The 26,753-nt window shown below is 62.7% G+C and carries 19 protein-coding genes; 13 read left to right on the forward strand and 6 right to left on the reverse strand.

Annotated features, from left to right (window positions below):
- The first annotated feature begins 347 nt into the window (after positions 1-347).
- The 4 genes from aspT (AC57B6_RS33430) to AC57B6_RS33445 all read left to right on the forward strand — a co-directional run bounded on the left by aspT (AC57B6_RS33430) (position 348) and on the right by AC57B6_RS33445 (position 6,940).
- Entirely contained in the window at positions 348-2,030 is a 1,683-nt protein-coding gene (aspT, locus tag AC57B6_RS33430; protein ID WP_046566681.1) for an aspartate-alanine antiporter, read from the forward strand.
- A gap of 118 nt (positions 2,031-2,148) precedes the next feature.
- A complete protein-coding gene (aspT, locus tag AC57B6_RS33435) occupies positions 2,149-3,831 on the forward strand; it encodes an aspartate-alanine antiporter (protein WP_496422938.1) in 1,683 nt (560 codons plus the stop codon).
- A 103-nt stretch (positions 3,832-3,934) separates the two neighbouring features.
- Positions 3,935-5,599: a bifunctional aspartate transaminase/aspartate 4-decarboxylase gene (locus AC57B6_RS33440; RefSeq protein ID WP_030102010.1), complete on the forward strand. Its 1,665-nt coding sequence runs from the start codon at positions 3,935-3,937 to the stop codon at positions 5,597-5,599.
- A 111-nt stretch (positions 5,600-5,710) separates the two neighbouring features.
- Positions 5,711-6,940, forward strand: coding sequence for a pyridoxal-phosphate-dependent aminotransferase family protein (locus AC57B6_RS33445; protein WP_028198782.1), 1,230 nt, complete (start codon positions 5,711-5,713; stop codon positions 6,938-6,940).
- A gap of 1,091 nt (positions 6,941-8,031) precedes the next feature.
- Here AC57B6_RS33445 and AC57B6_RS33450 read toward each other — a convergent pair.
- Positions 8,032-9,243: an MFS transporter gene (locus AC57B6_RS33450; protein WP_030102008.1), complete on the reverse strand. Its 1,212-nt coding sequence runs from the start codon at positions 9,241-9,243 to the stop codon at positions 8,032-8,034.
- A 388-nt stretch (positions 9,244-9,631) separates the two neighbouring features.
- On the opposite strand from AC57B6_RS33450, the gene xdhA reads away from it, so the two are divergent.
- The 3 genes from xdhA (at position 9,632) to xdhC (ending at position 14,232) form a co-directional block, all read left to right on the forward strand.
- Positions 9,632-11,161 carry a xanthine dehydrogenase small subunit gene (xdhA, locus tag AC57B6_RS33455; protein ID WP_106355955.1) on the forward strand — a complete coding sequence of 510 codons (1,530 nt, stop codon included), beginning with the start codon at positions 9,632-9,634 and terminating at the stop codon, positions 11,159-11,161.
- 29 nt (positions 11,162-11,190) lie between these two features.
- A complete protein-coding gene (xdhB, locus tag AC57B6_RS33460; protein ID WP_025648021.1) occupies positions 11,191-13,557 on the forward strand; it encodes a xanthine dehydrogenase molybdopterin binding subunit in 2,367 nt (788 codons plus the stop codon).
- 108 nt (positions 13,558-13,665) lie between these two features.
- Complete coding sequence (gene xdhC / locus AC57B6_RS33465; protein ID WP_144195991.1) at positions 13,666-14,232, forward strand: xanthine dehydrogenase accessory protein XdhC; 567 nt, start codon at positions 13,666-13,668, stop codon at positions 14,230-14,232.
- Between the two features lie 69 nt (positions 14,233-14,301).
- Here xdhC and AC57B6_RS33470 read toward each other — a convergent pair whose 3' ends face one another.
- The 3 genes from AC57B6_RS33470 to AC57B6_RS33480 form a co-directional block, all read right to left on the reverse strand.
- Positions 14,302-15,285 carry a LysR substrate-binding domain-containing protein gene (locus AC57B6_RS33470; RefSeq protein ID WP_252888748.1) on the reverse strand — a complete coding sequence of 328 codons (984 nt, stop codon included), beginning with the start codon at positions 15,283-15,285 and terminating at the stop codon, positions 14,302-14,304.
- 223 nt (positions 15,286-15,508) lie between these two features.
- Positions 15,509-16,153: a 2-hydroxychromene-2-carboxylate isomerase gene (locus tag AC57B6_RS33475; RefSeq protein WP_028198776.1), complete on the reverse strand. Its 645-nt coding sequence runs from the start codon at positions 16,151-16,153 to the stop codon at positions 15,509-15,511.
- A gap of 94 nt (positions 16,154-16,247) precedes the next feature.
- Positions 16,248-17,696, reverse strand: a complete 1,449-nt coding sequence (locus AC57B6_RS33480) for a TAXI family TRAP transporter solute-binding subunit (RefSeq protein WP_474632469.1) — start codon at positions 17,694-17,696, stop codon at positions 16,248-16,250.
- 745 nt (positions 17,697-18,441) lie between these two features.
- Between AC57B6_RS33480 and AC57B6_RS33485 the strand changes: the two genes are divergently transcribed.
- The gene (locus AC57B6_RS33485) at positions 18,442-18,792 is read left to right on the forward strand and encodes a BON domain-containing protein (protein ID WP_028198775.1); all 351 of its coding nucleotides are present in this window, start codon (positions 18,442-18,444) and stop codon (positions 18,790-18,792) included.
- A 338-nt stretch (positions 18,793-19,130) separates the two neighbouring features.
- Positions 19,131-19,379 carry a hypothetical protein gene (locus AC57B6_RS33490; RefSeq protein ID WP_028198774.1) on the forward strand — a complete coding sequence of 83 codons (249 nt, stop codon included), beginning with the start codon at positions 19,131-19,133 and terminating at the stop codon, positions 19,377-19,379.
- 46 nt (positions 19,380-19,425) lie between these two features.
- On the opposite strand, the gene AC57B6_RS33495 is transcribed toward AC57B6_RS33490, so the two are convergent.
- On the reverse strand, positions 19,426-20,214 hold the full coding sequence (locus AC57B6_RS33495) for a sulfite exporter TauE/SafE family protein (protein ID WP_216750177.1): 789 nt from the start codon (positions 20,212-20,214) through the stop codon (positions 19,426-19,428).
- A gap of 178 nt (positions 20,215-20,392) precedes the next feature.
- Positions 20,393-21,046, reverse strand: coding sequence for a LysE family translocator (locus AC57B6_RS33500; RefSeq protein ID WP_028198772.1), 654 nt, complete (start codon positions 21,044-21,046; stop codon positions 20,393-20,395).
- A 179-nt stretch (positions 21,047-21,225) separates the two neighbouring features.
- Between AC57B6_RS33500 and AC57B6_RS33505 the strand changes: the two genes are divergently transcribed.
- The 4 genes from AC57B6_RS33505 to AC57B6_RS33520 all read left to right on the forward strand — a co-directional run bounded on the left by AC57B6_RS33505 (position 21,226) and on the right by AC57B6_RS33520 (position 26,168).
- Positions 21,226-22,119, forward strand: a complete 894-nt coding sequence (locus tag AC57B6_RS33505; RefSeq protein ID WP_106355943.1) for a LysR family transcriptional regulator — start codon at positions 21,226-21,228, stop codon at positions 22,117-22,119.
- Between the two features lie 242 nt (positions 22,120-22,361).
- A complete protein-coding gene (locus AC57B6_RS33510) occupies positions 22,362-23,339 on the forward strand; it encodes a hydroxymethylglutaryl-CoA lyase (RefSeq protein ID WP_496422939.1) in 978 nt (325 codons plus the stop codon).
- Entirely contained in the window at positions 23,336-24,592 is a 1,257-nt protein-coding gene (locus tag AC57B6_RS33515; RefSeq protein WP_496422940.1) for a CaiB/BaiF CoA transferase family protein, read from the forward strand. Before AC57B6_RS33510 ends, AC57B6_RS33515 begins: the two co-directional genes overlap by 4 nt.
- A gap of 91 nt (positions 24,593-24,683) precedes the next feature.
- Complete coding sequence (locus AC57B6_RS33520) at positions 24,684-26,168, forward strand: MFS transporter (RefSeq protein ID WP_144195981.1); 1,485 nt, start codon at positions 24,684-24,686, stop codon at positions 26,166-26,168.
- Positions 26,169-26,753 lie beyond the last annotated feature (585 nt).

Consider the following 26,753-nt stretch of genomic DNA (forward strand, 5'->3'; position numbering starts at 1 on the left):
CCGAACTACAATATTTATTAAAAAAGCAATCCCAAAAAAGCATGAAGATATCGTGCTGAAAATCGGCCATCCATAGACTATGTTTGTGTCTGGGCATCAGGCAAACTTCGCGAGGAAAGCGTGACCGTCAAGCTTACCGTAGAGCGTTTCGCTACCTTCATTGCATTGCGGCATATCTATTGTGACGCCCATAGCGTCATGTCATTGCCATAAATTTCGATTTGATGAAAACCGGTTATGCCGGATGCGTCATTTTCGGGTCGTGAAGACCCGGATCGAATTCGCTTCGAATCCCAGAGAGAGATTCTTCAACTTTCTGTTAATAAACCGTAAATCGGCGAGCCAACATGATCGGTGAATTGCTGAGATCTCAACCGGAGATCGCGCTGTTCGCAAGTCTTGCAATCGGGTACTTCATCGGGTCGTTTCGCGTGGGGCCAATCCAGCTCGGGGGCGTGTGCGGCACCCTGATCGTGGCCTTGCTGCTGGGTCAGACAGGGGCGCGGCTGGCGCCCGATCTGAAGAACATCGCCTTCGCGCTGTTCATCTTCGCGCTGGGTTTCACCGGTGGCCCGCAGTTCTTCGCCAATATTGGCCGGGGATGGCGTTACGGCTTGCTGTCGGTGGTCGAGATCGTGTCGGTGCTGGTGCTGATCATGATCGCCGTCTTTGCCATGCGGCTCGACGCCGGCACGGCGGCCGGCCTGCTGGCCGGCGCCGCGACGGAATCGGCCGTGATCGGCACCGCTTCGGAGGCGATCGCCAAGCTCGGCCTCGGCGACGCGGAGACCTTGCGCTTGCAGGCCAACATCGTGACCGCGTACAGCGTGAGTTACCTGTTCGGCCTGATCACCATCGTCCTGTTCACCAGCCAGTTCGCGCCGCTGCTGCTGCGCGTCAATTTGCGCGAAGAAGCCGAGCGCGTGTGGCACAAGCTGGGTGGCGACGGCGCCTTCGGCGAGGGTCAGCGGGCCGCGGCGCCGGCCCTGGTCGGCCGTGCGTTCCGGGTGGGTGCGGCGGCGGGCGGCACGATCCATGCATTTGAACAGACTTACGGCTTCAACCTCACCGTCGAGCGGGTCCGGCGCAATGGCGCCGAGGTGCCGGCCGAGCCGCAACTAGTGCTGGCAGACGACGACGTGATTCTGGTGGCCGGGCGGCGCGAAGCGATCGTGACCGCGGCTGCCGGCCTCGGCGAAGAAGTGGCGGACGCCGGCTTCGGCCAGCTCATTGCGGAGAAGCTCGACGTCGTGCTGACACGCCGCGAGGCAGAGGGTCTGACGGTCGCGCAGGTGCGCGAACGGGCGAAGCCGGAAGAGGGGCGCGGCGTTTATATCGCGGCCGTCACGCGGCTCGAAACGACGGTGCCCGCGTTGCCCGGCACTGAACTCAATCGCGGCGATGTACTGACGCTGGTGGGCGCGAAGGCCGACGTCGAGCGCGGCGCGCGGCATCTGGGCTACGTGCTCCCCGCGACCCAGAAAACCGACTTCGTTTATCTGGGCCTCGGCGTGCTGCTCGGCATGGCGATCGGTCACCTTGGCGGGCGTATCGGCGGTGTGTCGATCGCGCTCGGTACAGGCGGCGGCTGCCTGCTCTCAGGGCTGCTGTTCGGCTGGATCCGTTCGCGCCATCCGTTAATCGGCTCGCTGCCTTCCGCCGCCGCACAAATTCTCAAGGACTTCGGGCTTGCCACATTCATTGCTGCCGTCGGACTGTCGGCCGGCCCCGACGCCATCAAGCTGGTGCGCGAATACGGTCTGGCGTTGCCGGTCGCCGGCATTCTGATGGTGCTCGTGCCCGGTCTGCTGTCGCTGTGGATCGGCCGCGTGTTCCTCAAGCTCGAAACGCCCATGCTGCTCGGCGCCATTGCCGGTCAGCAATGCAGTACGCCGGCGATCAGCGCGCTGGTCGGCGTGACCGGCAACTCGACGCCCGTGATCGGCTACACGATCACCTATGCACTCTCGAACATTCTGTTGCCGTTGATGGGGCCGATCGTCGTCGGCCTTGCCGGGAAGTTTGGCTAGCCGGGCAGATGGACTGCGCGCGGCGTGGCGCGCGGTCGACCGCATGCGGATGCCGTGAGGTCCGTCTGCACATGCAGCACCCAGTACTCAGTATCGCAAACTATCCAGCGAGGGCACGATGGACTGGCTACATCACATTTTTCAGAAATCACCCGAGATTGCGCTGTTTTTGTCGCTTGCAGCGGGTTACTTCATCGGGCAGATCAACTTCGGTAAATTCCAGCTAGGCGGCGTGGGCGGTTCGTTGCTCGCCGCGGTCGTGATCAGTCAGGCCGGTGTGACGATCGACAACGGCGTGAAATCGGTGATGTTCGCCGTATTCATTTACGCGGTCGGATACGACTCCGGGCCGGGCTTCTTCAACTCCCTGAACCGCAAGACGCTGCGTGAGATCGCGATGGCGGTGTTTCTCGCCGTCTCCGCGCTAATCACCGTGGTGGTGTGCGCGAAGCTGTTCCATCTGAACAAGGGCCTCGCCGCGGGGCTCGCGGGTGGTGCGCTGACGCAGTCGGCGATTATCGGCACGGCCGGCGACGCGATCGCGCGTCTCGGTCTGCCCGCCGATCAGGTCAAGTCGCTGCAATCCGACGTCGCCATCGCGTACGCCGTGACCTACGTGTTCGGCTCGCTCGGCGCGATCATCGTCTGCGTGAACATCCTGCCGAAGTTTATGGGGCAAGGCTTGCGCGAGGCGTCGATCGAAGCGGAGCGTGAACTGTCCGCGGGTACGCCGTCCCTCAGCGCGGGGCAAATTAGTGCGTTACCCGAACTGGTGGGGCGTGCGTACCGGATCGATGTCAGTGCGGGGAAAACGGTCAAGGCCGTCGAGACCCTGCATCAGGACCTGTTGACGGTCGAGCGGATCAAGCGCGACGGCAAGAGCCTGGATCCGACGCCCGACCTGATCTTGCAACCCAACGACGAAGTGCTGGTGGTGGGCCGTCGCGAGGCGGTGGTCGCCTTCGGTGCGAACGGCAATGAAATTGCCAACGTCGAGGACAGTGGCGTCGTGATGCAGACGCGCCAGGGCGTGTTCACGCGCAAAGGCATGAATCACACGACGATCGCCGCGGCACGTGAGGTGGTGGACCGCGATTTGCGCCATGGTGTCTTTATCCAGAGTGCTTCGCGTGCCGGCCAGCCGCTGCCGATTCTGCCTGAGACCAAGCTTGAACACGGCGACGTGATCACCTTCTACGGTTCGCCGAAAGACACCAAGCGCGCCGTCGATGCAGCCGGCTATGAACTGCCGTACAGCAACAAGACCGACTTCATCTATATGGGCGTCGGCCTTGTGCTCGGTCTGCTGATCGGGCTGATCGTCGTCAACGTGGCCGGCATTCCGCTCACGCTCGGCTCGGGCGGCGGCTGTCTGCTGGCCGGTCTGCTGTTCGGCTGGATGCGCGGCAAACATCCGATGTACGGCGCGATGCCGACAGCGGCTTCGCAATTGCTGAAAGACTTTGGTCTCGCGGCGTTCGTCGCGGTGGTCGGGTTGAACTCCGGCTTGCAGGCGGTCGTAACGGTCAAGCAGAGCGGCATGACGATTTTCCTGCTCGGCGTGTTCGTCACCTTGTTCCCGCTGCTTCTGACGATGCTGTTCGGCCGCTACGTACTTGGCTACAGGAACGCGGCGATTCTGGCTGGCGCGCTCTCGGGTTCGCGCAGTGCCAATCCGGCGTTTGGCGGCGTGCTCGACAAGGCGGAAAGCGCCGTGCCGACGGTGCCGTTTGCGATCACCTATGCGATTGCGAACGTCGCGTTGACGTTGCTCGGACCGCTCGTGGTCGGGCTGGTTTAACCCGGTTTAGCGCACGCATTTATCGATCTCTCTAACGCCTGCCTCAACTGAAAGTTTCACACGCGAGGCCGGCGTCATTCACTTGCACACTGGAGAACGCATCATGGCAAAAGAGAAAAGCGGCAAGAAACAAGGCGACATGGCTCAAGCCGGCTTCGCGGCGCTCAGCCCGTTCGAACTCAAGGACGAACTGATCAAGGCCGCCGGCGGCGGCGCGGTAGAGCGTGCCGCCAACGCGTCGATGCTCAACGCCGGCCGCGGCAACCCGAACTTCCTCGCGACGATTCCGCGCCACGGCTTCTGGCAGCTTGGTCTCTTCGCGATGCGCGAGTCGGAGCGTTCGTTTGCCTATATGCCGGAAGGCGTGGGCGGGTTCCCGCGTCGCGAAGGGCTCACGGAGCGCTTCGATCTGTTCCTGCGCGAAAACAAGGGCGTACCGGGCATCGACTTTTTGCGTGGTGTGGTGTCGTATGTGCGCGATCAGCTCGGGCTCTCCGCGGGCGACTTTCTCTATGAAATGTGCGAGGGCATTCTCGCCTCGAACTATCCGGTGCCGGACCGGATGCTCAAGTTGTCCGAACTGATCGTTGGGCAGTATCTGCGCAAGGAGATGATCGGCAACCATCCGTTTGTCGGCGAATTCGACGTGTTCGCGGTGGAAGGCGGCACGGCGGCGATGACTTACATCTTCAACACGATGCGCGAGAATCACCTGATCAAGCCCGGTGACACGATCGCGCTTGGCTTGCCGATCTTCACGCCGTACATCGAAATTCCGCGTCTCAACGACTATCAGCTCAACGTCGTGAATCTCGAGGCGGACGTTGCGAACGGCTGGCAGTATTCGAAGAAGGAACTCGACAAGCTGCGCGATCCGAAGGTGAAGGCGTTCTTCCTTGTGAACCCGAGCAATCCGCCTTCGGTGAAGATCGACGACGAGAGCCTTCAATACATCGCCGACATCGTCAAGGAACGCCCCGATCTGATTCTATTGACCGACGACGTGTACGGCACTTTCGCCGACGATTTCGTCTCGCTGTTCGCGCTCGCGCCGAAGAACACGATTCTTGTGTACTCTTACTCGAAGTATTTCGGCGCAACCGGCTGGCGTCTCGGCGTGATCGCGACGCATCGCGACAACGTACTCGACAAACTGATTGGCGAGTTGCCGAAAGAAGCGAAGAACCAGCTGCACGAGCGTTATGAATCGATCACGACTGAACCGGACAAGCTCAAGTTCATCGATCGCCTCGTCGCCGACAGTCGCACTGTCGCGCTGAATCACACCGCCGGTTTGTCGACGCCGCAGCAGGTGCAGATGGTGTTGTTCTCGCTGTTCTCGTTGATGGACACGCCGGACGCGTATAAGAACGCGTTGAAGCGTTTGATCCGCAAGCGCAAGCAGGCGCTGTACGAAGAGGTGGGTATTTCGTTCGAGGACAGCGATCCGAATCAGGTCGATTACTACACGATTCTCGACATCGAGTTCCTCGGCGAGCGCATGTTCGGTCGCGAGTTCGTCGAGTGGCTGCTGAAGAACACCGAGCCGTCGGAGTTGCTGTTCCGCCTCGCGCGCGAGGCGCGTGTGGTGCTGTTGCCGGGACGCGGCTTCGGTACGCAGCATCCCTCGGGGCGGGTATCGCTCGCGAACCTGAACGAGTCGGACTATCGGCAGATCGGCCGCGCGATGCGCAAGCTGATCGAGGAGTATGTCGAGCGGTATAACGCGGCAACCGGCAAGAAGCTCGATAAGACCAAAGTGAAGTAAAAAAACTTGCGCAATCGCGCGGATCGGTGAATGATCGGACGAACGGCCCCGCCAGTGTCACTGCTGGCGGGGCCGCTTGTTCCTTTGCGTCCTGACTTTCACGTACCGATCATGCCGACATCATCGCTCTCTACCGAATCCGTTTCCCACCTTGTGCCCTGCCCGGTGGTCGAATCGCTCGACGCCATTCTTCCCGAAGAACCGTTGCTGATGATGGGCGCCGGTCCCGTGCCGATTCCCGCGGCGGTCGCGAAGGCCAATACGGTGGTGATCAATCACCTGGGTAATACGATGGTGAAGGTGATTGGCCAGGTGAAGACCATGGCGCGCTACGTCTTCCAGACGAATTCGAAGTGGGTGCTGGGGGTCGCAGGGCCGGGTTCAGCCGCGATGGAAATGGCGATCTCCAACCTGGCGTGGGAAGGCACGCGCGTGCTGAGCATCAGGAACGGTTTTTTCAGCGAGCGGATGGCGGAGATGGGTCGGCGAGTCGGCGCACACGTTGTCACGCTCGATGTCGAGGACGGCACGGTGGCGAGTCTCGACGCGGTTGCCGAGGCGATCCGCCGCGAGCGGCCAGAGATTGTCACGGTGGTGCAGGGCGAGACGTCCAACACCGTGTGGAATCATCACCTGAAGGACATTGCGGCGCTGGCGAAAGCGGCGGGCGCGCTGGTCATTGTCGACGCGGTGTGCACGCTGAGCACGATGCCGCTGGAGATGGATGCGTGGGGGATCGATGCGGTGATTACGGGCGGGCAGAAGGGGTTGTCCTCGATCCCGGGTGTTTCGCTGATCGCGTTTTCGGATGAGGCATGGGCACGTGTGAAGGGTCGTACGGCGGCGAATGCGCATTGGTGTCTTGATGCTTCGCTGGCGGAGAATTTCTGGCATAACGCGGGGTATCACTATACGGCGCCGGTTTCCGGCGTGCTTGCTTTGCATGAGGCGCTGCGTCTTGTTTGCGCCGAGACGCTTGAGAAGCGCTTTGCGCGGCACTTGAAGTGTTCGGTGGCGTTGCAGGCGGGGATTACTGCATTGGGCTTGCAGTTGTATGCGCCGGCGCCTTGCCGGTTGAATTCGGTGGTCGGTATTGTTGTGCCGGAGCGGTTGAGTCCTGCTGATATTTGTGGGCACATTTCGCGGCACCATCAGGTGGAAATCTCGGGTTCGTTTGGTTTGCCGATCGTGCGGATCGGGCAGATGGGGGAGCAGTGCCGGGAGCACAATCTGTTTCGCACGTTGCATGCGCTTGGGCGGACGATGGTGGATCTTGGGGTTAAGGTTGAGTTGCCGGCTGGCGTGGCGGCGCTTGAGAGAGGGTTGTCGGAGGGGAAATAAGGGTTTGGGCCTGGTCGGCGGTTTGTTGTTGGTCTGGGTTTTGGGGCTTTCCTTGCTGTGGTAGTTGTCTCTGTTCTGCTGCTGGTCTTTTGGCCTTTCCTTGTTGTGTTAGTGGTCTATTGGCGTTGCCCCTGTGCGGGGCGGCACCTACTTTTCTTTGCCGGCCGCAAAGAAAAGTAGGCAAAAGAAAGCGGCTCAAACCGCTAATTCTTAAGCGGGTCCCCTGGCTTGGAGGGGGTAGTGGTGCATCTGGAATCTGTCGCCTCGCACACTCCGCGTTAGCGACAAGGCGCTCATCAGCTCCCACTCCGCACTATGTGCGTCGCGGACGGGTCTGCCTGGGAAACCAGCGGCTTCGCTTCGCGCAGCGGGAGCCGTCGGCTCCGCCTCGGCGAGATGCCCCCGCTCTGATTGGCCAACCCCCAATTCGGAAATGTCGGTGCTTTGCTTTCGCTTTCGCGGTGCGATCGCGATCGCTGCCGCGGTTGCACTCGCAGCAGCGGGGCAACAGCGAGCAGAGAGCCGGGGCAAACGGGAGAGTGAGGCCGCGGCCTGGTGACAGCGATGCGCCGACGAGTCCGAATCCGAACAAATCGAGGCGCGAAAACCGCAGCGGGCGAATCAAGGCGCGAGATCGCAGCGGGCGGATCAAGGCGTGAAACCGCAGCGGGCGGATCGGGGGTGGAAGCCGTAGCGGGGTGGCGATATGAACGGGGTATCGGTGCGCGCAGCGCCGCCGGAGGTATGACTGCCTTGTCACTTGGGCGGAATGTGCGAGGCGACAGATTCCAGATGCACCACTACCGTTACTGCGCGGGGGACCCGCTTAAGAATTAGCGGTTTGAGCCGCTTTCTTTTGCCTACTTTTCTTTGCGGCAGGCAAAGAAAAGTAGGTGCCGCCCCGCACAGGGGCAACGCTAATAGACCACTAACAATTCAAGGAAAGGCCAAAAGACCAACCCAAACAGACCACTACCAAAGCAAGGAAAGGCCAAAAGACCAGAAGGGCAACGCCAAACCAAACCACAAACCCAGCAAGGCACCGCCCAAATTCCAGATCAACAAAAAACCCGCCGACCAGGCAACAACAATCAAGTCGCCGCAGGCGCATTCGGCGCCCGCGCATTGCGCAAATACATCATAGTCGACAGCACAACAGCCATCGCAGACGCGACCGCCGCAAACAAAAACACCTGCGCATAGCCGAACTCCCCAGCGATATACCCGGCCAACGGCCCGGTAATCCCCAACGAGAGATCGAGAAACACGGAATACGCCGACAAAGCTGCCCCGCGGCTAGCCGGCGGCACAAGCCCAACCGCTTCAACCCCAAGAGCCGGAAACACCAAAGCAAACCCAAACCCGGTCAACGCAGCCCCCGCAAGCGCAATATGCGGCTCAGGCGCCAACCACAACATCAACAGCCCGGCACACTCAAACGAAAACGAAGCAATCGCGACACGAAACCCGCCATAAACCTTGATCGTATTGGCAAACAACAGGCGCGCGCCGATAAACAGCGTGCCAAAAACAGTCAGCGACAAAGCCGCATTGGGCCAATGCCGTGCCGCATAAAACAGCGTAATGAACGTCGCAATCGACCCAAAGCCGGCCGAGCCCAGCGCCAACCCGATCCCATGCGGCAACACCCGCGTGAACACGCTCCGGTACGACATCCGCTCGCCATGCACAATCGGCACAGGCGCGATAAGCCGCGCCAGATAAAACCCAAGCCCCGCCAGCAAAATCACCAGAATGCCCAACGCGGCGAACCCGATCGAATGCGCAATCGCAACACCCAGCGGCGCGCCAATCGCGAGCGCGCCATACGTTGCAATGCCGTTCCACGAAATCACCCGGGCGTTGTTGCTCGTGCCCACCCGGCCGATCCCCCACAGAATCGCACCCGTCCCGCACAGACTTTCGCCGAATCCAAGCACCAGTCGGCTGCACACCAGCAACGCCAGGCTCAGCACCGGCCAGCGCCCGCACAACACGGCCAGCAGCAACAGAACCCCACTCGCGCCACAACCCAGCAAGCCTATCGACACGGTCCGCTTCGGCCCCAATGTGTCGGCCGAACGGCCGGCAAGCGGCCGCGATGCCAGCGTCGCGAGGTACTGAACGCTAATCGCCGCGCCCGCCAGGATCGCGCTGTATCCGAGGTCGTCATGAACGTAGCCCGGCAGCACCGCGAGCGGAATTCCGATCGTCAGGTAGCAAAGAAACGTGAAAAAGACGACCGGAATGATCTGCATGGTCGTCGAAAATTCGCTGCGAGGTGTCGCTGAGTCGGTGGGCATGGGGAAAACGAGACTTGAAAACGGCGGAAAGGCGTGATTTTCCCATGGAACCGATTCCCTTGCAGGGATTGCTTAATAGCGTTACCACCCGAAAAACGGTGCCAGAGCTATATAAAGGTCGCTTCTATCTCCATGGAGGCGAGCTTTTCGTGCGCCATGCATCAGAAGGCCAAGATCCAGAATGGCGATAAAGACGATATTGTTGTGAAAATACGGAAAACCAGCCATATCAACATAAGTCAACCGCCCCCTAAACCCGTCTCGATATCGTTTTGCGGATATGTCCCGCATGCGGTCCCCGCTATGGGTTGTATTTATTGACGGTGATAGTTTTCGAACCATCATCGCAGCACGTCCCACGGACACAGAACATTGAGAGTAACGAGACATGACTGAGCCGATTCGCTTCTACCACCGCAACGCGATCCGCGAGATCAAGGACGCGCCCGTCACCCGCACCGTCCTGCAGTATCTGCGCGAAGACGCGCATTGCACGGGCACCAAGGAAGGCTGCGCCGAAGGCGACTGCGGCGCGTGCACGGTCGTGATCGGTGAGCGCAACGAGGCGGGCGGCGTCGATTTCAAGGCGGTGAACGCCTGCATCCAGTTCGTGCCGACCCTTGACGGCAAAGCGCTTTACACCGTCGAAGACCTGCGTCAGCCTGACGGCTCGCTGCATCCGGTGCAGGAAGCGATGGTCGAGTGCCATGGCTCGCAGTGCGGCTTCTGCACGCCGGGCTTCGTGATGTCGATGTGGTCGCTGTACGAAAAGCACGGCCACGAACATAGCTGCGCGAACAGGACCGTGCCGTCACGCGAAGCGATCAGCAACGCGCTGACCGGAAATCTGTGCCGTTGCACCGGCTATCGTCCGATCGTCGACGCAGCCGTGCGCATGTTCGAAGCCCCCGCGCCGAAGGCGCCGGTCAACGTCGAGGCGCTGTCGAAAACGCTCGCCACGCTCGAGCGCAAGGACACCTTCCACTACCAGCACGCCGGACAGCAGTTCAATGCGCCGCGCACCGTCGACGCGCTCGCGAAAATCAAGGAAGCCGAACCGGCCGCCCGCATCCTCGCCGGCAGCACGGACATCGGTTTGTGGGTGACCAAGCAGATGCGCGAACTGGGCAACATCGTCTACGTCGGCCAGATCGCCGAGCTGCAAAAGCTCGAAACCAATGACGACTGGATCGAGATCGGCGCGGGCGTAACGGTCGAGAAGGCGTACGCTGAGCTGGCGAAGCAATATCCGGAACTCCATGAAATGTGGCAACGCTTCGCATCGCTGCCGATCCGCAATGCCGGCACGCTCGGCGGCAACGTCGCCAACGGTTCGCCGATCGGCGATTCGATGCCAGGCCTCATCGCACTCGGCGCGCATGTGATCGTGCGCGGCGGTGAGATCGAACGCGAAATGCCGCTCGAAGATCTGTACCTCGCGTATCAGAAGAAGGACATGGCCGAGCATGAGTTCGTCGTCGGGATCAAGGTGCCGACCCGTACCGGCGCGCGCAAGAACCTGCAGTTCCGCACCTACAAACTGTCGAAGCGTTTCGACTCGGACATCTCGGCCGTGTGCGCCGCGTTCTCCTTCATCGCCGACGGCAACCTGATCCGCGAGCCGCGCATTGCGTTCGGCGGCATGGCCGCCACACCGAAGCGCGCGACGCACGCCGAAGCCGTGCTGCGCGACGCCGAATGGCACGAAGCCACCGCGCAGGCCGCGATGCTCGCGCTCGGCAACGACTACGCGCCGCTCAGCGACATGCGCGCGACCAGCAACTACCGCCTCGAAGCGGCGAAGAACACCTTGTACCGCTTCTGGCTCGAAACGCGTCCGAACAATCCGCTGCCGAGAAGCGCGCTGGATGTTCGCGCGGTTGCCGCTGCCTGCGCCCCGGTCGGCGCAAGCGCCTGAGACGCCACAAGGATACGGAGAACACAAGAATGAACCAGCATGCCGAACCGTTCCTGAAAGACCTTCAGGATCTCGACGACTTTACCCAGGTCCACATCTCGCGTCCGCACGAGTCCGCGCATCTGCACGTGAGCGGCCGCGCAACCTACACCGACGACATCCCGACGCTCGCCGGCACGCTGCATGCCGCGCTCGGCCTGTCGCCGAAAGCGCACGCGAAGATCGTCTCGATGTCGCTCGATAAGGTGCGTGCCACGCCCGGCGTGGTTGCGATCTTCACCGCGCAGGATATCCCCGGCGTCAACGACGTCGGCCCGATCATCCACGGCGACGATCCGATTCTCGCCGACGGCGTCGTGCAATACGTCGGCCAGCCGATGTTCATCGTGGTCGCGACCTCGCATGAAACCGCGCGTCTCGCCGCGCGCCGCGCCGAAGTCGTCTACGAAGAGCTGCCCGCGATCCTGACCGCGCAACAGGCGCGCGCCGCGAACCAGCACGTCCTGCCGCCGATGAAACTCGCGCGCGGCGACGCCGGCACGAAGATCGCCCGTGCAGCGCATCGCGAAGCCGGTGAGATGCTGCTCGGCGGCCAGGAACAGTTCTATCTGGAGGGCCAGATTTCGTACGCGGTGCCGAAGGACGACGACGGCATGCACGTCTACTGCTCGACGCAGCACCCGACCGAAATGCAGCACATGGTCGCGCACGCGCTGGGCGTGGCCTCGCACAACGTGCTGATCGAATGCCGCCGCATGGGCGGCGGTTTCGGCGGCAAGGAATCGCAATCGGGTCTGTTCGCGTGCTGCGCGGCGCTGGCTGCATGGAAGCTGCTGTGCCCGGTCAAGCTGCGTCCGGACCGCGACGACGACATGATGGTGACCGGCAAGCGCCACGATTTCCACTACACGTATGAAGTGGGCTACGACGATAAAGGCGTGATCGACGGCGTGAGCGTCGACATGACCTCGCGTTGCGGTTTCTCCGCCGACCTGTCCGGTCCGGTGATGACGCGCGCGCTGTGCCACTTCGACAACGCGTACTGGCTGTCCGACGTGTCGATCGACGGCTTCTGCGGCAAGACCAACACGCAATCGAATACCGCGTTCCGCGGCTTCGGCGGTCCGCAGGGCGCGTTCGCGATCGAGTACATCATGGACAACGTCGCGCGCTCGGTCGGCGAGGATTCGCTCGACGTGCGCCGCCGCAATCTGTACGGCAAGACCGAGCGCAACCAGACGCCGTATGGTCAGGTAGTCGAAGACAACGTGATTCACGAATTGATCGACGAACTCGAGGCGACCAGCGAATACCGCGCGCGTCGTGCGGCGATCAACGAGTTCAATGCGAACAATGAAGTGCTGAAGAAGGGTCTCGCGCTCACGCCGGTCAAGTTCGGCATCGCGTTCAACGTGACCCACTTCAATCAGGCCGGCGCGCTGGTCCACATCTACACCGACGGCTCCGTGCTGGTGAACCACGGCGGCACCGAAATGGGCCAGGGTTTGAACACCAAGGTCGCGCAGGTCGTCGCGCATGAACTGGGGATCGGCTTCAACCGCATTCGCGTGACGGCGACCGATACGAGCAAGATCGCCAATACGTCGGCAACCGCCGCATCGACCGGTTCGGACCTGAACGGCAAGGCGGCGCAAGATGCCGCGCGTCAGTTGCGCGAACGTCTGTCGGCGTTTGCCGCCGAGCGTTTCGGCGCAGGACAGGTGGCGGCGTCGGACGTGCGTTTCGTCCACGATCGCGTGGTGGTCGGCGAAGTGATCGTGCCGTTCGAAGAAGTGATCGCGAAGGCCTATGTCGCGCGTATCCAGCTCTGGTCGGACGGCTTCTACGCAACGCCGAAGCTCTATTGGGATCAATCGAAGCTGCAAGGCCGGCCGTTCTACTACTACTCGTACGGCGCGGCCGTGTCGGAAGTGGTGATCGACACGCTGACCGGCGAAATGCGCGTGCTGCGCGCGGACGCTTTGCATGACGTGGGCGCGTCGCTGAACCCTGCGCTCGACGTCGGTCAGGTGGAAGGCGCGTTCATTCAGGGTATGGGCTGGCTCACAACCGAGGAACTGTGGTGGAACGCAGGCGGCAAGCTGATGACGCACGCGCCGTCCACCTACAAGATTCCGACCGTCAACGATACGCCGCCCGATTTCCGCGTGCGCCTGTTCAAGAACCGCAACGCGGAGGACAGCATCCATCGCTCGAAGGCGACCGGCGAGCCGCCGCTGCTGCTGCCCTTCTCGGTGTTCTTTGCGGTGCGCGACGCCATCTCGGCCGTGGGCGATCACAAGGTCAATCCGCCGCTGAACGCGCCTGCGACCAGCGAGGAAATCCTCAAGGCAGTCGGCGCCGTGCGGGCAGCGACCGCGGCGGCGCGGCAGTAAGCGCGTTGTGCGCATGGCGTGGCCTTTCGCGGATCGCGCCATGATCGGCTAACACACTGACCCGCCAACGCAATTGTGCAATCATTGAAACCAACTGGATTGATCGCCATGAACGATTTTTCTTCCGTTCAGATCGGCCGGCGCAGCGCCGAGCAAGCACCGCGTCCGGCACCGATGCACATCGTGCTGTTCGGCGCGGGGCACGTCGGCCATGCGCTCGTCACGCTGCTCGGCAGCTTGCCGTGCGTCGTCCAGTGGGTCGATGAGCGCGATGAACTGTTCCCTGACGAAACGCCCGCCAACGTGCAGGTCGAAGCAACCGACACGCCGGATGCGATCGTCGATACGGCGCCGCCCGGCGCGTATTTTCTCGTGATGACGCATAACCATGCGCTCGACTTTTCGCTTGCCGCGCGCATCATGCGGCGGCGCGATTTCACCTACTTCGGCATGATCGGGTCTAAAACGAAGCGCGTGAAATTCGAGCGCCGTTTGCTGGATCGCGGGGTGGATCTGGATCGGCTGGCGGAGATGACGTGCCCGATCGGCGTCGGCGGCATTGTCGATAAAGCACCTGCGGCCATCGCGGTCGCGGTGTGTGCGGAGTTGCTGCAGATCCGTACTCGCCAGGCTATGGCGCAGGCAGCGACACAGAAGCTCTGCGCGAGCGTGTGAACCGGTAGAGCAAGACACCTGGCATCAGGCGTTCAGCGTAAGTTCAAGCCAGCAGTTCAAACGAGAACGTCAGTCCGCCGCGGCTGACGTTGTCTTTTTCGGCGGCCCTTTTGTGCGCCGAACCTTCTGTGCGACCAGTGCGTCCGACACTTGCGACATCAGGGTACGCAGCCAGCCGATATCGCTCGGCCGGTCCGGCTGCGGATGCCATAGCTGATAACACTTGATGCGCGGAAACGGAATCGGCACGTCGACCACCGCAAGCGGCAGCATGTTGGCGTAGTGCATCGCGAACCGGCGTGTCGTCGTGAAGATCAGATCCGATTGCAGCAGCGTTTGCGGCACGAGGCCGAAGTAAGGCAGCGTGGCGACGATGCGCCGCTCTGCGCGGGCCCGTGCGAAGCCGATGTCGACGGCGCCGCCGCTCGCGCCGCTATAGGGCGTTGGCGCGAGATGCGGCGCGGCGAGGTAGGCTTCGCGCGTCATCGGCGCGCGTGCGAGCGGATGATCGGCGCGCATCAGACACACCACCGTATCGGAGAACAGATCGCTGCGTTCGAAACGCGGCTCGGGTTTCGGCCAGTTGCCGATCACCAGATCGAGTTCGCCTGCGTCGAGCGCGGCCGAATGATCGAGCATTGGGCTCAGCGAATCGATCTCCAGACGCGCATGCGGCGCCGCTTCGCGAAATTGCGCGATCACGGTGGGCATGAAGAAGTCGTTCAGATAATCCGGCGCGGCCACGCGGAAGGTGCGGCGCGAGCGGCCGGCATCGAAGTCGCCGTGCGGCGTCGCCACGAAATCGACTTCGCGCAGCACACGTTGCGCCGAGGCCAGCAAGGATTCGCCGTATTCCGTCGGCACCATGCCGGACTTGCCGCGCACGAGGATCGGGTCGTTCAGCGTTTCGCGCAATTTGCGCAGCGCCGTGCTGATGGCGGGCTGGGTCTGGTTCAGACGTAGCGCGGTTTGTGTGACGCTGCGCTCGACGATCAGCGTGCGCAGCACGCGCACAAGCCAGATGTCGAGGGAGGCGGCGGAGTCGTCGTCCATGGTTCAGGGGAGGCGATGCAAGCAGGTCAGGTCCGGATGAAGCGTCTTACGGAGCTGCCGGCGAGCCGGATCGCGAGAGCAGGGCGCAAAGGTTATAACCTTAGGCCGTTTATGGTGTGGCGGCATAGCGGGCACGGTATGGCCGGCATCAGGACGGGCTTTTTGGCGCAATCAGGCCCGCAAAAGCGAGCCTGATTGCACGAACATTACTTTTTGCTTTCGCTCAAACGTCCGCAAGTCCCGAAGGCAGCGAGCTGATCCGTTTCACTTCCTTCGAGTCGAGCCAGTTCGGGGTGCGCGCGCAATACAGCACCATGGGCAACGCGTCTTCGCCCCAGAACAATTGATCGTTCAGAAAGAAGGTCGGCACGCCGTACACGCCCAGACCGATTGCGTCCGTGGTGTTGCGTTGCAGTTGCGCTTTCACTTCTTCACTCTTGATGAGTTCCGGGCCGTCCGGCATGCCCACGCGCTCGCACAGTTCGGCGAATGCGGTATCGCTGGACGGATCGCGGCCTTCGCGCCAGATGAAACGGAAAATCTCGCGTACGAAGCCGATATCGCCCTTCGCCGCGGTGGCGAGCAGGAGCGGTTTCATCGAATCGAACGGATGGGCCGGCGGCATTTTGAACGGAATGCCGAGTTGCTCCGCGCGAAACAGCGCGTGGCGATACATGAAAGTGCGCTTTGCGGGCACGCTGTAAGCGGGCCGTTGGCCCCAATGGCGATACAACTCGTTCAGCACGACCGGCGTGAACGCGAAGTCGAAGCCCGGCCATTTGTCGTGTTGCTCAAGCAACAGGTACGTGAACGGCGAGACAAAATCGTAAAACCACAGCGGTTGCCTGGCGTCGATGCCAACGGTCATAAATGTCTCCCGGATTGCCTGTTCCAGACGATGTTGTCTGCTGAATCGTCGGATTTGTAATGATCTTACGCGGTGCAGCCGAGGCTTGCACCGATCAATATGACTTTGGACCCGCGACGGCCGGTTCGGATCCGCCGCCGGACTCGCCCGGTGCATCTGGATCGCCGGGCTCGTCCGGCTCGCCCGCGGCGTCGCGCTGGGCCTCGCGGCTGTGAGTGAGCCGCTCGCGCACGAAGCCGATATGCTCACGCAGCACGTAGAACTGATCCGCATAGGCGAGCGGCATTTTCAGACCGTTCACCGATTCTTCGATCGCATCGAGCCGTTCGATCAGCGACGCGCGTTCGCTGGCCGAATGCTCGCTGAGCGCGCTTCGCTCGATCGCGATCAGCGCGCCGTACCAGCGGTAGATGCGCGACTTCACCCGCCACGTGTACAGAGAAGGCACCACGCGCAGCGCCGGAATCAGCAGCACGATCAGCGGCACCACGACCACCAGCAGCCGGTCTGCGAGACTGGCCAGCCAGAACGGCAGGACCCGGTAGAGGAAGCTCTTGCCCGATTTGTAGTATCGGGCGGCGTCGTCGCTGATCGGGAAGTCGTGCGCGAGCGGCGCGGGGAATTCACCGGCGCGCTGCAGGATGTTTGCCTTGCCGTGGACCTCGCGTGCCGCTTCGATCAGCAGATCGGAGAGGGCCGGATGCAGCGAGTCGCGCGCCACCAGTTCGGCGGTCGGCGCCACCATGTGCATCGGCGCGGCCGGCAGATTCTTGCCGAGGTCGAATGCACCCATCGGTATCTGAAGCTGCGTCAGATAGGGGAACCGGCGGGTATAAGCATCGGCTTGGGTGAAATCGTAGAACTGCACATTCGGCGTGCGGTTCAGCTTGCCCATCACCGCCGGTTGTGCCGAATCGCCGGCCAGAAAAGCCGCGTCGACCTTGCCGGCAACGAGGGCCTGGGCGGCGTCGTCGCCCGAGAGCGGCAGCAGTTTGGTCGGGCCGCCCGGCACGATGCCATTGGCCTTGAGCAGCGCGAGCGCCAGTTCACGCGTGCCACTGCCCTCGGCGCCGACCGCGAGGCGCAAGCCCTTGAATTCGGAGAGCCGGCTGATGGTCGGTCCGTGATAGAAGATCGCCAGCGGCACATAGGCGACACTGCCGAGCGACATCAGGTCCGGACTGACCGGGCCGGGCGAAATGCCGTCTTGCACGAAGGCGACGTCGACGTTCGACCTGGGGTCCGAAAGCCGCTTCAGATTCTGCACCGAGCCTTCCGAGGGCAGTACGTTCAGGGTGATACGGTTGCGCGCCAGAATCGCCTTGTACTTCTGCGCGGCGTTCCAGAAGGTGCTGCCTTCAGGGCCGGCGCTGATCGTCAGCGTATTGGGCGGCGCGGGCTGGATCAGGCGCACGGCGACCCAGATCGCCGCGACGGCGATCAGCACGAGTGGTCCGAACGAGACCGCCAGATCGCGCCAGGAGATCGCGACAAAACGGGCGACGAGGCGGGGAGGGCGTTTGCGGCCGGTGGCTGGCTTCATCGGGTGACGTGACGGCTACGGTCGAAAGTGGACAGGGTGGCGGCGCTGTGCGGCACGCGAACCGGGACGAGGCGCGCGCCATGCCGGGCCGGCGACCACGCCGAACCGGCACGCCGCACGGCAGCGCGCGTCGCGCCGATGGTACCCGAGAATCGCGCGGTGGCGCAGCGCCGGGCCGGCGCGGGCGCTGTCAAACCCGTAACAATTCGTGAACAGCGAGTGAACAGCGAGTGAACAGCGAGTGAACAGCGTGTGAACAGCCCGTGAAGGGGAAATGACCGAAGCATGAATGACGCACGAATGGTCCATGACGGCCTCGTGAGCGGCCGGTGAACCGGCTCCCGGCCAAAAATATGAACAGTGCATGAATAAAACACGATCCATGACCGGATGACAACCAGCAGCCACCTCGAGGGATGACTAAACCCTTTGCGCTTCTGGCGCGGCTAGATTAAATTGTGCATCGCCGTCGCGAACAAATGTTTGCGCGGCGTGACCCGGCACGACAGACAAGAACCGGGCACGCCGGCGGACTTCGCGGCTTGCCGGCTCTCGTACCGCATGTATGCGTGGATGCGCATGCGATAACGGCGGCCGGCTTCTCTCGCCTCTCGCACACCGTGTTGCAGCCATAGTCGGCCGTCGCTGAGCCGCGCCTTGTCGCGTCCAGGATGGCCGCCCGTAGTCGTAACGAAGCCGCTGCTGGTATATGCGGTCCAATGTGTAGCTAAGGAGAATAGAAACTATGAAATCGGTCGGTTTTCTGAAAACGCTGGGCTCGGTCGTGGCAATGGTGGTGGCGTGCAACGTGTACGCTCAGGCAAGCGATGCAACGATGGGCACGACCGCCGCGCCGGCTGCAAGCGCCAAGGCCACCAAGAAGGCGAATGGCCAACTCGGCCGCAAGGTGCGCAGCGCGCTTGCCAAGGCGCAAGGTATCGACGTGTCGAACATCGCCGTGCGTGCTCGTGGCGGTGCGGTGACCCTGACGGGCTCGGTGCCTGATCAAGGCCAGATCGACAATGCCGGTACGGTGGCCAAGGGCGTTGCCGGCGTGACGTCGGTAACCAACAAGCTGACCGTTGTACAGCAGTAAGACAGTTGCAATCGGCAGGCCGCATCAGGCGGCCTGGCTCCAGCAGTTTGCAACTGGCGCACGAGGCGCCGGCAGGCGCGCAAAGCTGTATCGGAGGGCGTGGGCGATTCAAGATCGTTATGCGCCATTCTGAGGCATGCCAGTGCGAGGGCTCCGGCTAATACCCGGAGCTTTTTTTTCGCTTTATTTTTCGTGGCGATTATTTTTAAAGCGGCGATGATGGCTTAGACCCGTTGCGGGTCGAACGCCTGCGCCGCAACGGCCCCTGCGTGCGCTGCGACACACAATTAACGCGTCATGAAGCGTACTGTGATGTGAGGGAAACGGGAGCCTTCGCCATGGACATCACGCTTTTGCGCTACACCGATTTGCCTATCGGCGATCGGGCGGCTTTCGAACTGGTATGCGCACGGCACGGCTTTGCGCCGGTGCATTTCGACATCAGCGCCCGCCTGAATCCGGGCGAGGCTCCACATGAGCGCCTCGTCACGGTTCGCCGCGGCGGCTGGGCACAGAGTTATCCGGACCGTCGCGGGCAATGGGTCAAGCAGTTCGAAGCCGATCTGACCTGCCGGTTTTTCAAATAGAAACGCAAGCGGGGCCGCCAGCGCCGCCGTCTATGTCTCTCAGGCTTCACGCCAGCACGAGGCGCACACCGACCAGCGTGAGCGTGGCGGCGAGCACGTTGCGCAGCAGCGCGTCCGGTGCCTTTGACGACAGATAGCTGCCAATCGCGATGCCGGGCAGCGAACCCACCAGCAGCGACAACAGCATCGACCAGTCGATCGAACCCAGCAGCCAGTGCCCCGCGCCCGCCAGCAGTGTGAGCGGCACCGCATGCGCGATATCGGAGCCGACGATGCGCGTGGTCGGCAGCAACGGATAGAGCAGCAGCAGCACCGTCACGCCGATGGCGCCGGCCCCCACCGAAGTCAGCGACACCAGCGCGCCCAGCACCGCGCCGGTCAACATGGTGAGCGCGAGCGTGCGGCCTTGCCGCGGAGCGCGCTGACGGCGCGCTCCGAGCGCCGCGAGTTGCGGACGGAAGACCAGCGCCACGGCGGTGACCAGCAGCGCGGCGCCGAGCACGATCTGGATCAGCCGGCTCGCGCCCGGCGTGTCCATCCCGTACCGATGCAGCAGGATCAAGGTGAGGGTGGCGGCCGGTACGCTGCCGGCCGCGAGACGCAGTGTGATCTGCCAGTCGACGGAGCCTTTCAGGCCGTGTACCAGTGTGCCCGTCGCCTTGGTGGCGGCCGCGTACAGCAGGTCGGTGCCGACCGCGGTAGCCGGATGCACGTTGAACAGCAGAACCAGGATCGGCGTCATCAGCGAGCCGCCGCCGACACCCGTCAGGCCGACCAGGAAGCCGACGAACAGGCCGGAGACGGAGTACAGCAGATCGATGTGGGGAAGAGCCATTGAGCGGACCGGTGACGGTCGGGTGGGTTGGACGGATCAGGCGGCAAGGCCTACGCGCACCGGCCTTCGAGTGTCGGCGAAGGTCGGCGGCAGGCGCGTGGCGGCACGGCGAAAGCCGCTATTGTCGCAAAACTGCCGCGCTTGCGTACGAAGCGCGCCGCCAGGCCTTAAACCCCACTCAAAGCGCGCGGCGAATTTCGACGATACCGAATGCCGCCAGCGTGAACCCAACGATCCGGTCGATCGCGACGCGCAACTTGCTGCCGATCGCATGACGCGCGAGCGACACCACCGTCACGAGAAAACACCACCACGCGATCGAACCGCAAAATACGCCGCCGACCGTGGTCAATGCGATGCTCGATGAAAATGCCCCACGCGGCGCGAGTGTCGTGAACAGCGCGGCGAACATGATGACGGTTTGCGGATTGGTCAGCGTGAGCAGCAATGAACTCGCATACGCGCGCAGCGCGCCGGCGCGGCCCACCTGCGCGAGTTTGCCGTTAGCGTCGCTGCCGCCATTGCCGTTGGCGGCTTCCGCGGGAGCTTTCTGCAACAGCGTGCGCACGCCGAGATACAGCAGGAACAGGCCGGCGACCAGATGCAAGGGGCGGTCGTAGGCCAGCATGAACTGCGAAATGCCGACGAGGCCGAGCGCCGCGATCAGGCCGTAAACCGCGTCGCCGGTTGCAATGCCGAAGCCGATCGCGAGCCCCGCGCGCGGGCCGCCCGTCAGCGTGCGGCGAATGCACAGCATGCCCATCGGGCCGACCGGTGCGGCAATCGCGAGGCCCACACCGGCGGAGGTGACGAAGAGACTGGCGGTGGACATGGAGAGCCTTGATAGGTTGTTCTGTTCGGTGGTGGGCCGCGCGCTGCGCTTCTAGTGTGCGGGCAGGCGTCCGGCCGGCGCGTCCACAAGCATAGTCGGAGCGAAAATCCCGGGCAAGCTGCCCGCCGCGTTCCTCGGGCATAATTTTCCCACTCCGAACTCCCAGGGCGCGCCCGTCCATGTGGCAAATCGATCAGGTGACACTGCGCTTGTTTATCGCCGTCTGCGAGGAAGGCACGATCGCGCGCGCGGCCGAACGCGAATTCATTGCGCCGTCCGCGGTCAGCAAGCGGCTCGCCGATCTCGAAGCGCTGGTCGACGTCGCGCTGCTCTCGCGCAGCCAGCGCGGCGTGCGCGCGACCGCCGCCGGGGAGGCGCTGCTCAGGCACGCGCGGCTCATCATGCGGGGCCACGAACGTCTGCAGGCCGAGCTCAGCGAATACGCGGCCGGCGCGCGCGGTCATGTACGGGTGCTGGCGAACGTGTCGTCGATGGTCGAGTTCTTGCCCGAGGCGCTGTCGGTGTTTCTGAAGGCCAATCCGCAGATTCGCGTCGATGTCGAAGAGCGCGTCAGTACCGAGATCGTGCGCGGTCTGGAAGAGGGCGTGGCAGATCTCGGCATCTGCCGCGATTCGGTGCCTATGGGCAATCTGGACGTGCTGCGGTATCGCTCCGATCATCTCGCGCTACTTGTGCCGCGCGATCATCCGCTGGCCGGCGAGGCCGCAATCGGTTTTGAGCAGAGCCTGGCGTTCGACCATCTCGGACTTGCGTCGAACGCCTCGATGAACGCGCTGATGCAGCGCATTGCGGCGGAAAAAGGCCACGAGCTCAACTACCGAACTTACGTATCGACCTTCGACGCCGCCTATCGTTTTATCCAGGCCGGCCTTGCGGTCGCGATCCTGCCACGTGAGGCGTTGTCCCGGCATGCCGCCGACGAGTACGGCATTGCCGCCGTGCCGTTGAGCGAAGCATGGGCCGAGCGGCGCTTCGTGATCTGCATGCGCGACCGGAAGGCGCTGACATTGGCGGCGTCGAATTTGCTCGACCATCTGCTGCGCCTCGCCTGAGCGTGCGCGGAACGTGGATTGAGCGCGGGTCGAACGCGCTCTGAACACCCTCTGACAAGTCCTTAAGGGTTTTCCCTTTGCGACGGAGCGCGCCCGTCCAGCTTGCCTGAGCCGCCATCGCGAGCGGCGATGGAGAGCGTCGTCAACGCAGACTTTGCCGCGCGGCCGCGCGCGGGCACGCTGTCGCTCAGCAACTTCTTTCCCTGCCCTCCACGCAAGATTCAAGACCGGGATTCAAGACCATGAGTGACACCCATGAGCGCGTCGTCGTGACCGAAGTCGGCATGCGCGACGGTCTGCAAAGCATTGCGCGCACGATGCCCACCGAATTCAAGCGACGCTGGATCGACGCGGCCTATGCCGCCGGCGTGCGGCATATGGAAGTCGCGTCGTTTGTGCCGGCGAAGCTGCTGCCGCAAATGGCCGACGCCGAGGACGTGATCGCCCACGCGCTGAGCTACGGCGATCTGATCGTGACGGCGTTGGTGCCGAACCTGAAGGGCGCACAACGCGCGCTCGCATCCGGTGTGCATCGGATCGTCGCGCCGATTTCGGTGAGCACGGCGCATAGCCTTGCCAACGTCCGCAAGACACCCGCTGAGATGATCGAATCGTTTGCCGCGATGCGCGAGCTGATCGATAGCGCGGCCGGTGCAAACGCGCGGCGCGTGGAGTTGATTGCGGGATTGTCGACCGTGTTCGGCTGCACGCTGCAAGGCGGGGTGCCCTATACCGACATCGAGCAGATTGCGCGCGCCGCGTTGCAGGCCGGCGCCGATGCCATTGCACTCGGCGACACCACGGGTGAAGCGACGCCGCGCCAGGTGGGCGAGATCATCGAACTGGTGCGAGCGGTGGCGGGAAGCAAGTTGCGCTCGCTGCATTTTCACGACACGCGCGGCCTCGGTCTCGCGAATACGCTGATCGCGCTGCAGCACGGTATCCGTGAACTCGACGCGTCGCTGGCCGGTCTCGGTGGCTGCCCGCATGCGCCGGGCGCAACCGGCAACGTGAACACCGAAGACCTCGTGTTCATGCTCGACAGCATGGGCTACGACACCGGCATCGACCTTACTCGACTCATTGCCTCGCGCGACATTCTCGCTGAGGCGCTACCCGGCGAACCTCTGTACGGCTATCTGGCGCGAGCCGGTTTGCCGAAGCAGTTCAGCGCTGCGCCGCAACGTATCGAACCTTCCGACTCACAGGTGTTGCAATGACTTCAGATTCTTCCGCTCCCGATTCTTCAACCACTTCCGCATCCGTTTCTCTGGCGGAGCAACAGGGCGCGTTGCCGCTGGCGGGCATCCGCGTGGTCGAGTTGTCGCATATGGTGATGGGGCCGACCTGCGGGATGATTCTTGGCGACCTTGGCGCCGAAGTCATCAAGGTCGAACCGCCGCGCGGCGACGGTACGCGCCGTTTGCTTGGTACGGGTGCGGGCTTTTTTCGCACCTTCAATCGCAACAAGAAGAGTGTCGCGCTCGATCTCGATAGCGAAGCGGGACTGGCCGCGCTGCATAAACTGGTCGATACCGCGGACGTCTTCGTCGAGAACTTCAAGCCGGGCCGCATGGCGAGCCTGGGTCTCGATTATGTGTCGCTGCGCGAACGCAATCCCCGGCTGATTTACGTCTCGCACAAAGGCTTTCTGAACGGTCCGTACGAGCACCGTCTTGCGCTGGACGAAGTGGTGCAGATGATGGCCGGCCTCGCCTACATGACCGGGCCGGTAGGCCGTCCGTTGCGGGCGGGCAGTTCGGTCAACGACATCATGGGCGGCATGTTCGGCGCGATCGGCGTGCTCGCGGCGTTGCACGAGCGGCATACGAGCGGGCGCGGCAAGGAAGTGCAGAGCGCGCTGTTCGAAAACTGCGTGCTGCTGTCCGCGCAGCACATGCAGCAGTTCGCCGCGACCGGCGTGGCTGCCGCGCCGATGCCCGAGCGCATCAGCGCATGGGCGGTCTACGACGTGTTCAGGCTTGCCAACGACGAGCAGATGTTTATCGCTGCCACCGGTGACGGCCAATGGCGCGCGCTGTGCGCGATTCTCGACCGCGCCGACCTGCTGGCCGACCCGCGCCTTGCGACCAACAACGACCGCGTGCTGGCGCGCGAGTGGCTGCTGCAGACGCTCGGCGAAACCTTGAGCCGCTTCGAAGGCGCCGCGCTTGTGCCGCTGTTCGAGCGTGACCACATTCCGTTTGCGTCGATCACGAAACCCGAAGACCTGTTCGACGATCCGCACCTGAACGAGAGCGGCGGCCTTGCGCGATTGACCCTCGACGACGGCAGCGAAACCGCGATGCCCCTGTTGCCGATTTCGATGGACGGCGCGCGTTTGCAACCACGCCAGCCAATCGCAAAGATCGGCGAGCACACCGCCGACGTCCTGCGCGGTTTGGGCTACGACGAGGCACAGATCGCGGCGTTGGGCGGCGGTGCGGGGCAGGTGCCGCGAGAAGCTGCGTGAGCGTGATGGTGTGAGGCAGTGAGTACTCGTTGCATGAAACGTAGTCGATCAATCTCATCCGGCATCAGACCGGAAATCATGGAGACAGACGATGAAATCGTCGAATCATGCGGTATATGCGACAGCGGTTGGCGATGCCGGCGCGCTGGGTGGTTTGCCTTCGGACGCTGGCGCATCGGCGGGCGGCCGCGCTGAAGAGATCGCGCTAGGCGGTGCGCGCATTTCCGCGCGGCTCGACCGCCTGCCCGCCACGCGCTCGATCTGGCAATTGGTGATGCTGCTGAGCCTCGGGCTTTTCTTCGAGCTGTACGACCTGATGTTCTCCGGCTACATCGCGCCGGGTCTCGTGCGTAGCGGCATTCTGACCGCGACGACGCATGGTTTGTTCGGCACGAGCGGCGTGGCGAGTTTCATCGCGGCGTTGTTTGCCGGCCTGTTCATTGGCACGGCGGCATGCGGTTTTCTCGCCGACCGTTTCGGGCGGCGCGCGATCTTCACCTGGTCGTTGCTCTGGTACACCGCGGCCAACGTCGTCATGGCGTTCCAGGACACGGCGCTTGGGTTGAACCTCTGGCGCTTCATCGCGGGGATTGGCATTGGCGTGGAGATCGTGACGATCGGCACGTACATCTCCGAGCTCGTGCCGAAGCACGTGCGTGGTCGCGCATCGGCCTTTTCGCAGGCTGTCGGTTTCTGCGCGGTGCCGATCGTGGCGTTTCTATCGTACTTGCTGGTGCCGCACCGTTACTTCGGTCTCGACGGCTGGCGTCTGGTTGTGCTGACCGGCGTAGTGGGCGCGATCGTGGTGTGGTGGATTCGCCGGCGTTTGCCGGAGAGCCCGCGCTGGCTCGCGCAGAAGGGCCGCATCGAGGAAGCGGACGCGGTGATGAAGCGGCTTGAAGCGCGCGTCGAGCGGGAATATGGACGGCCTTTGCCGGAGCCGGCGTTGCCCGAACCGGTGCGTGCGCGTGCGGCGTTTCGCGATCTGCTGATGCCGCCTTATCGCAAGCGCACGCTGATGCTGATTATTTTCCACGTATTCCAGACGATGGGTTATTACGGCTTCGCGAACTGGATTCCGACGTTGTTGATCAGGCAGGGCATTACCGTCACGACGAGTTTGATGTATGCGAGCGTCATTGCGATTGCTGCGCCGTTGGGGCCATTGCTGGGGATGCTGATTGCCGACCGCTTCGAGCGTAAGACGGTGATTATCTGCATGGCGGCGGTAAACGTGGTGTGCGGGCTGCTGTTCAGCCAGGCGCGGGAGACGGTATTGCTCGTGAGTCTGGGTGTGTGCCTCGTGCTGGCGGGCAATATCATTTCGTATAGCTACCACGCCTATCAGGCCGAGCTATTTCCGACTGGTATTCGGGCGAGGGCGGTGGGATTTGTTTATTCGTGGAGCCGGCTTTCCGCGATGTTTTCCGCGTTTGTGATTGCGGGGTGTTTGAGCCGTTTTGGTGTGAATGGCGTGTTCGTGTTTATTTCGGGCGCGATGGTGGTGGTGATGGTGGCGATCGGAACGCTTGGGCCGAAGACACGGGATGTTGCGCTGGAGGATATTTCGAAGTGATGGTTGAGGCCCGCCTGGTGGCGGCGGGCTTGCTGCCGGGTTGGTGCTTGCCTAGTTCTTTTTCTGGGTTGCCGAGCTGCTTGGGGCAACGCGGATCGGCGGCGCGCCCGACGGTGTTGTGGCCGGTGTAGGTTTCTTGGCCTGTTTCGGTTTCTTTACTTCGCGGTTGCTGCGCATTTGACCTTTTGCCATGATGGGCTCCCCAATAGGCGTTTGTCCCTCCGCGAGGGAGCAGTTACGGAGTGTGCGCTGAATTTGGTGTTTTTGGCGGGGTTTTTTTTGCCTGCCCGGCTGGGAGGGGTCTTCGCGACGCTTTTTTTGTTGATCTGGAATTTGGGCGGGGCCTTGCTGGGTTTGTGGTTTGGTTTGGCGTTGCCCTTCTGGTCTTTGGCCTTTCCTTGAATTGTTCGTGGTCTGTTTGGGTTGGTCTTTTGGCCTTTCCTTGCTTTGTTCGTGGTCTATTAGCGTTGCCCCTGTGCGGGGCGGCACTTACTTTCTTTGCCGCCGCAAAGAAAGCAACTGTATTGAAGGTCAAGTGTTTGGGGTTCATTCGATCATGATTTCGGCGGACTCCAGGGCGTAGCG

This window comes from Paraburkholderia sp. BGA-UO-ETr-F12 (assembly GCF_059567945.1).

Excerpts from the sequence above, each read along its gene's own strand:
- aspT (WP_496422938.1), top strand. The coding sequence starts at position 2,149 with ATGGACTGGCTACATCACATTTTTCAGAAATCACCCGAGATTGCGCTG.
- AC57B6_RS33515 (WP_496422940.1), top strand. The coding sequence starts at position 23,336 with ATGACTTCAGATTCTTCCGCTCCCGATTCTTCAACCACTTCCGCATCC.
- AC57B6_RS33440 (WP_030102010.1), top strand. The coding sequence starts at position 3,935 with ATGGCAAAAGAGAAAAGCGGCAAGAAACAAGGCGACATGGCTCAAGCC.
- AC57B6_RS33480 (WP_474632469.1), bottom strand. The coding sequence starts at position 17,696 with ATGAAGCCAGCCACCGGCCGCAAACGCCCTCCCCGCCTCGTCGCCCGT.
- AC57B6_RS33520 (WP_144195981.1), top strand. The coding sequence starts at position 24,684 with ATGAAATCGTCGAATCATGCGGTATATGCGACAGCGGTTGGCGATGCC.
- xdhB (WP_025648021.1), top strand. The coding sequence starts at position 11,191 with ATGAACCAGCATGCCGAACCGTTCCTGAAAGACCTTCAGGATCTCGAC.
- AC57B6_RS33475 (WP_028198776.1), bottom strand. The coding sequence starts at position 16,153 with ATGACCGTTGGCATCGACGCCAGGCAACCGCTGTGGTTTTACGATTTT.
- AC57B6_RS33495 (WP_216750177.1), bottom strand. The coding sequence starts at position 20,214 with ATGGCTCTTCCCCACATCGATCTGCTGTACTCCGTCTCCGGCCTGTTC.
- AC57B6_RS33450 (WP_030102008.1), bottom strand. The coding sequence starts at position 9,243 with ATGCCCACCGACTCAGCGACACCTCGCAGCGAATTTTCGACGACCATG.
- AC57B6_RS33490 (WP_028198774.1), top strand. The coding sequence starts at position 19,131 with ATGGACATCACGCTTTTGCGCTACACCGATTTGCCTATCGGCGATCGG.
- AC57B6_RS33445 (WP_028198782.1), top strand. The coding sequence starts at position 5,711 with ATGCCGACATCATCGCTCTCTACCGAATCCGTTTCCCACCTTGTGCCC.
- AC57B6_RS33485 (WP_028198775.1), top strand. The coding sequence starts at position 18,442 with ATGAAATCGGTCGGTTTTCTGAAAACGCTGGGCTCGGTCGTGGCAATG.
- AC57B6_RS33500 (WP_028198772.1), bottom strand. The coding sequence starts at position 21,046 with ATGTCCACCGCCAGTCTCTTCGTCACCTCCGCCGGTGTGGGCCTCGCG.
- AC57B6_RS33510 (WP_496422939.1), top strand. The coding sequence starts at position 22,362 with ATGAGTGACACCCATGAGCGCGTCGTCGTGACCGAAGTCGGCATGCGC.
- AC57B6_RS33470 (WP_252888748.1), bottom strand. The coding sequence starts at position 15,285 with ATGGACGACGACTCCGCCGCCTCCCTCGACATCTGGCTTGTGCGCGTG.
- aspT (WP_046566681.1), top strand. The coding sequence starts at position 348 with ATGATCGGTGAATTGCTGAGATCTCAACCGGAGATCGCGCTGTTCGCA.
- xdhA (WP_106355955.1), top strand. The coding sequence starts at position 9,632 with ATGACTGAGCCGATTCGCTTCTACCACCGCAACGCGATCCGCGAGATC.
- AC57B6_RS33505 (WP_106355943.1), top strand. The coding sequence starts at position 21,226 with ATGTGGCAAATCGATCAGGTGACACTGCGCTTGTTTATCGCCGTCTGC.
- xdhC (WP_144195991.1), top strand. The coding sequence starts at position 13,666 with ATGAACGATTTTTCTTCCGTTCAGATCGGCCGGCGCAGCGCCGAGCAA.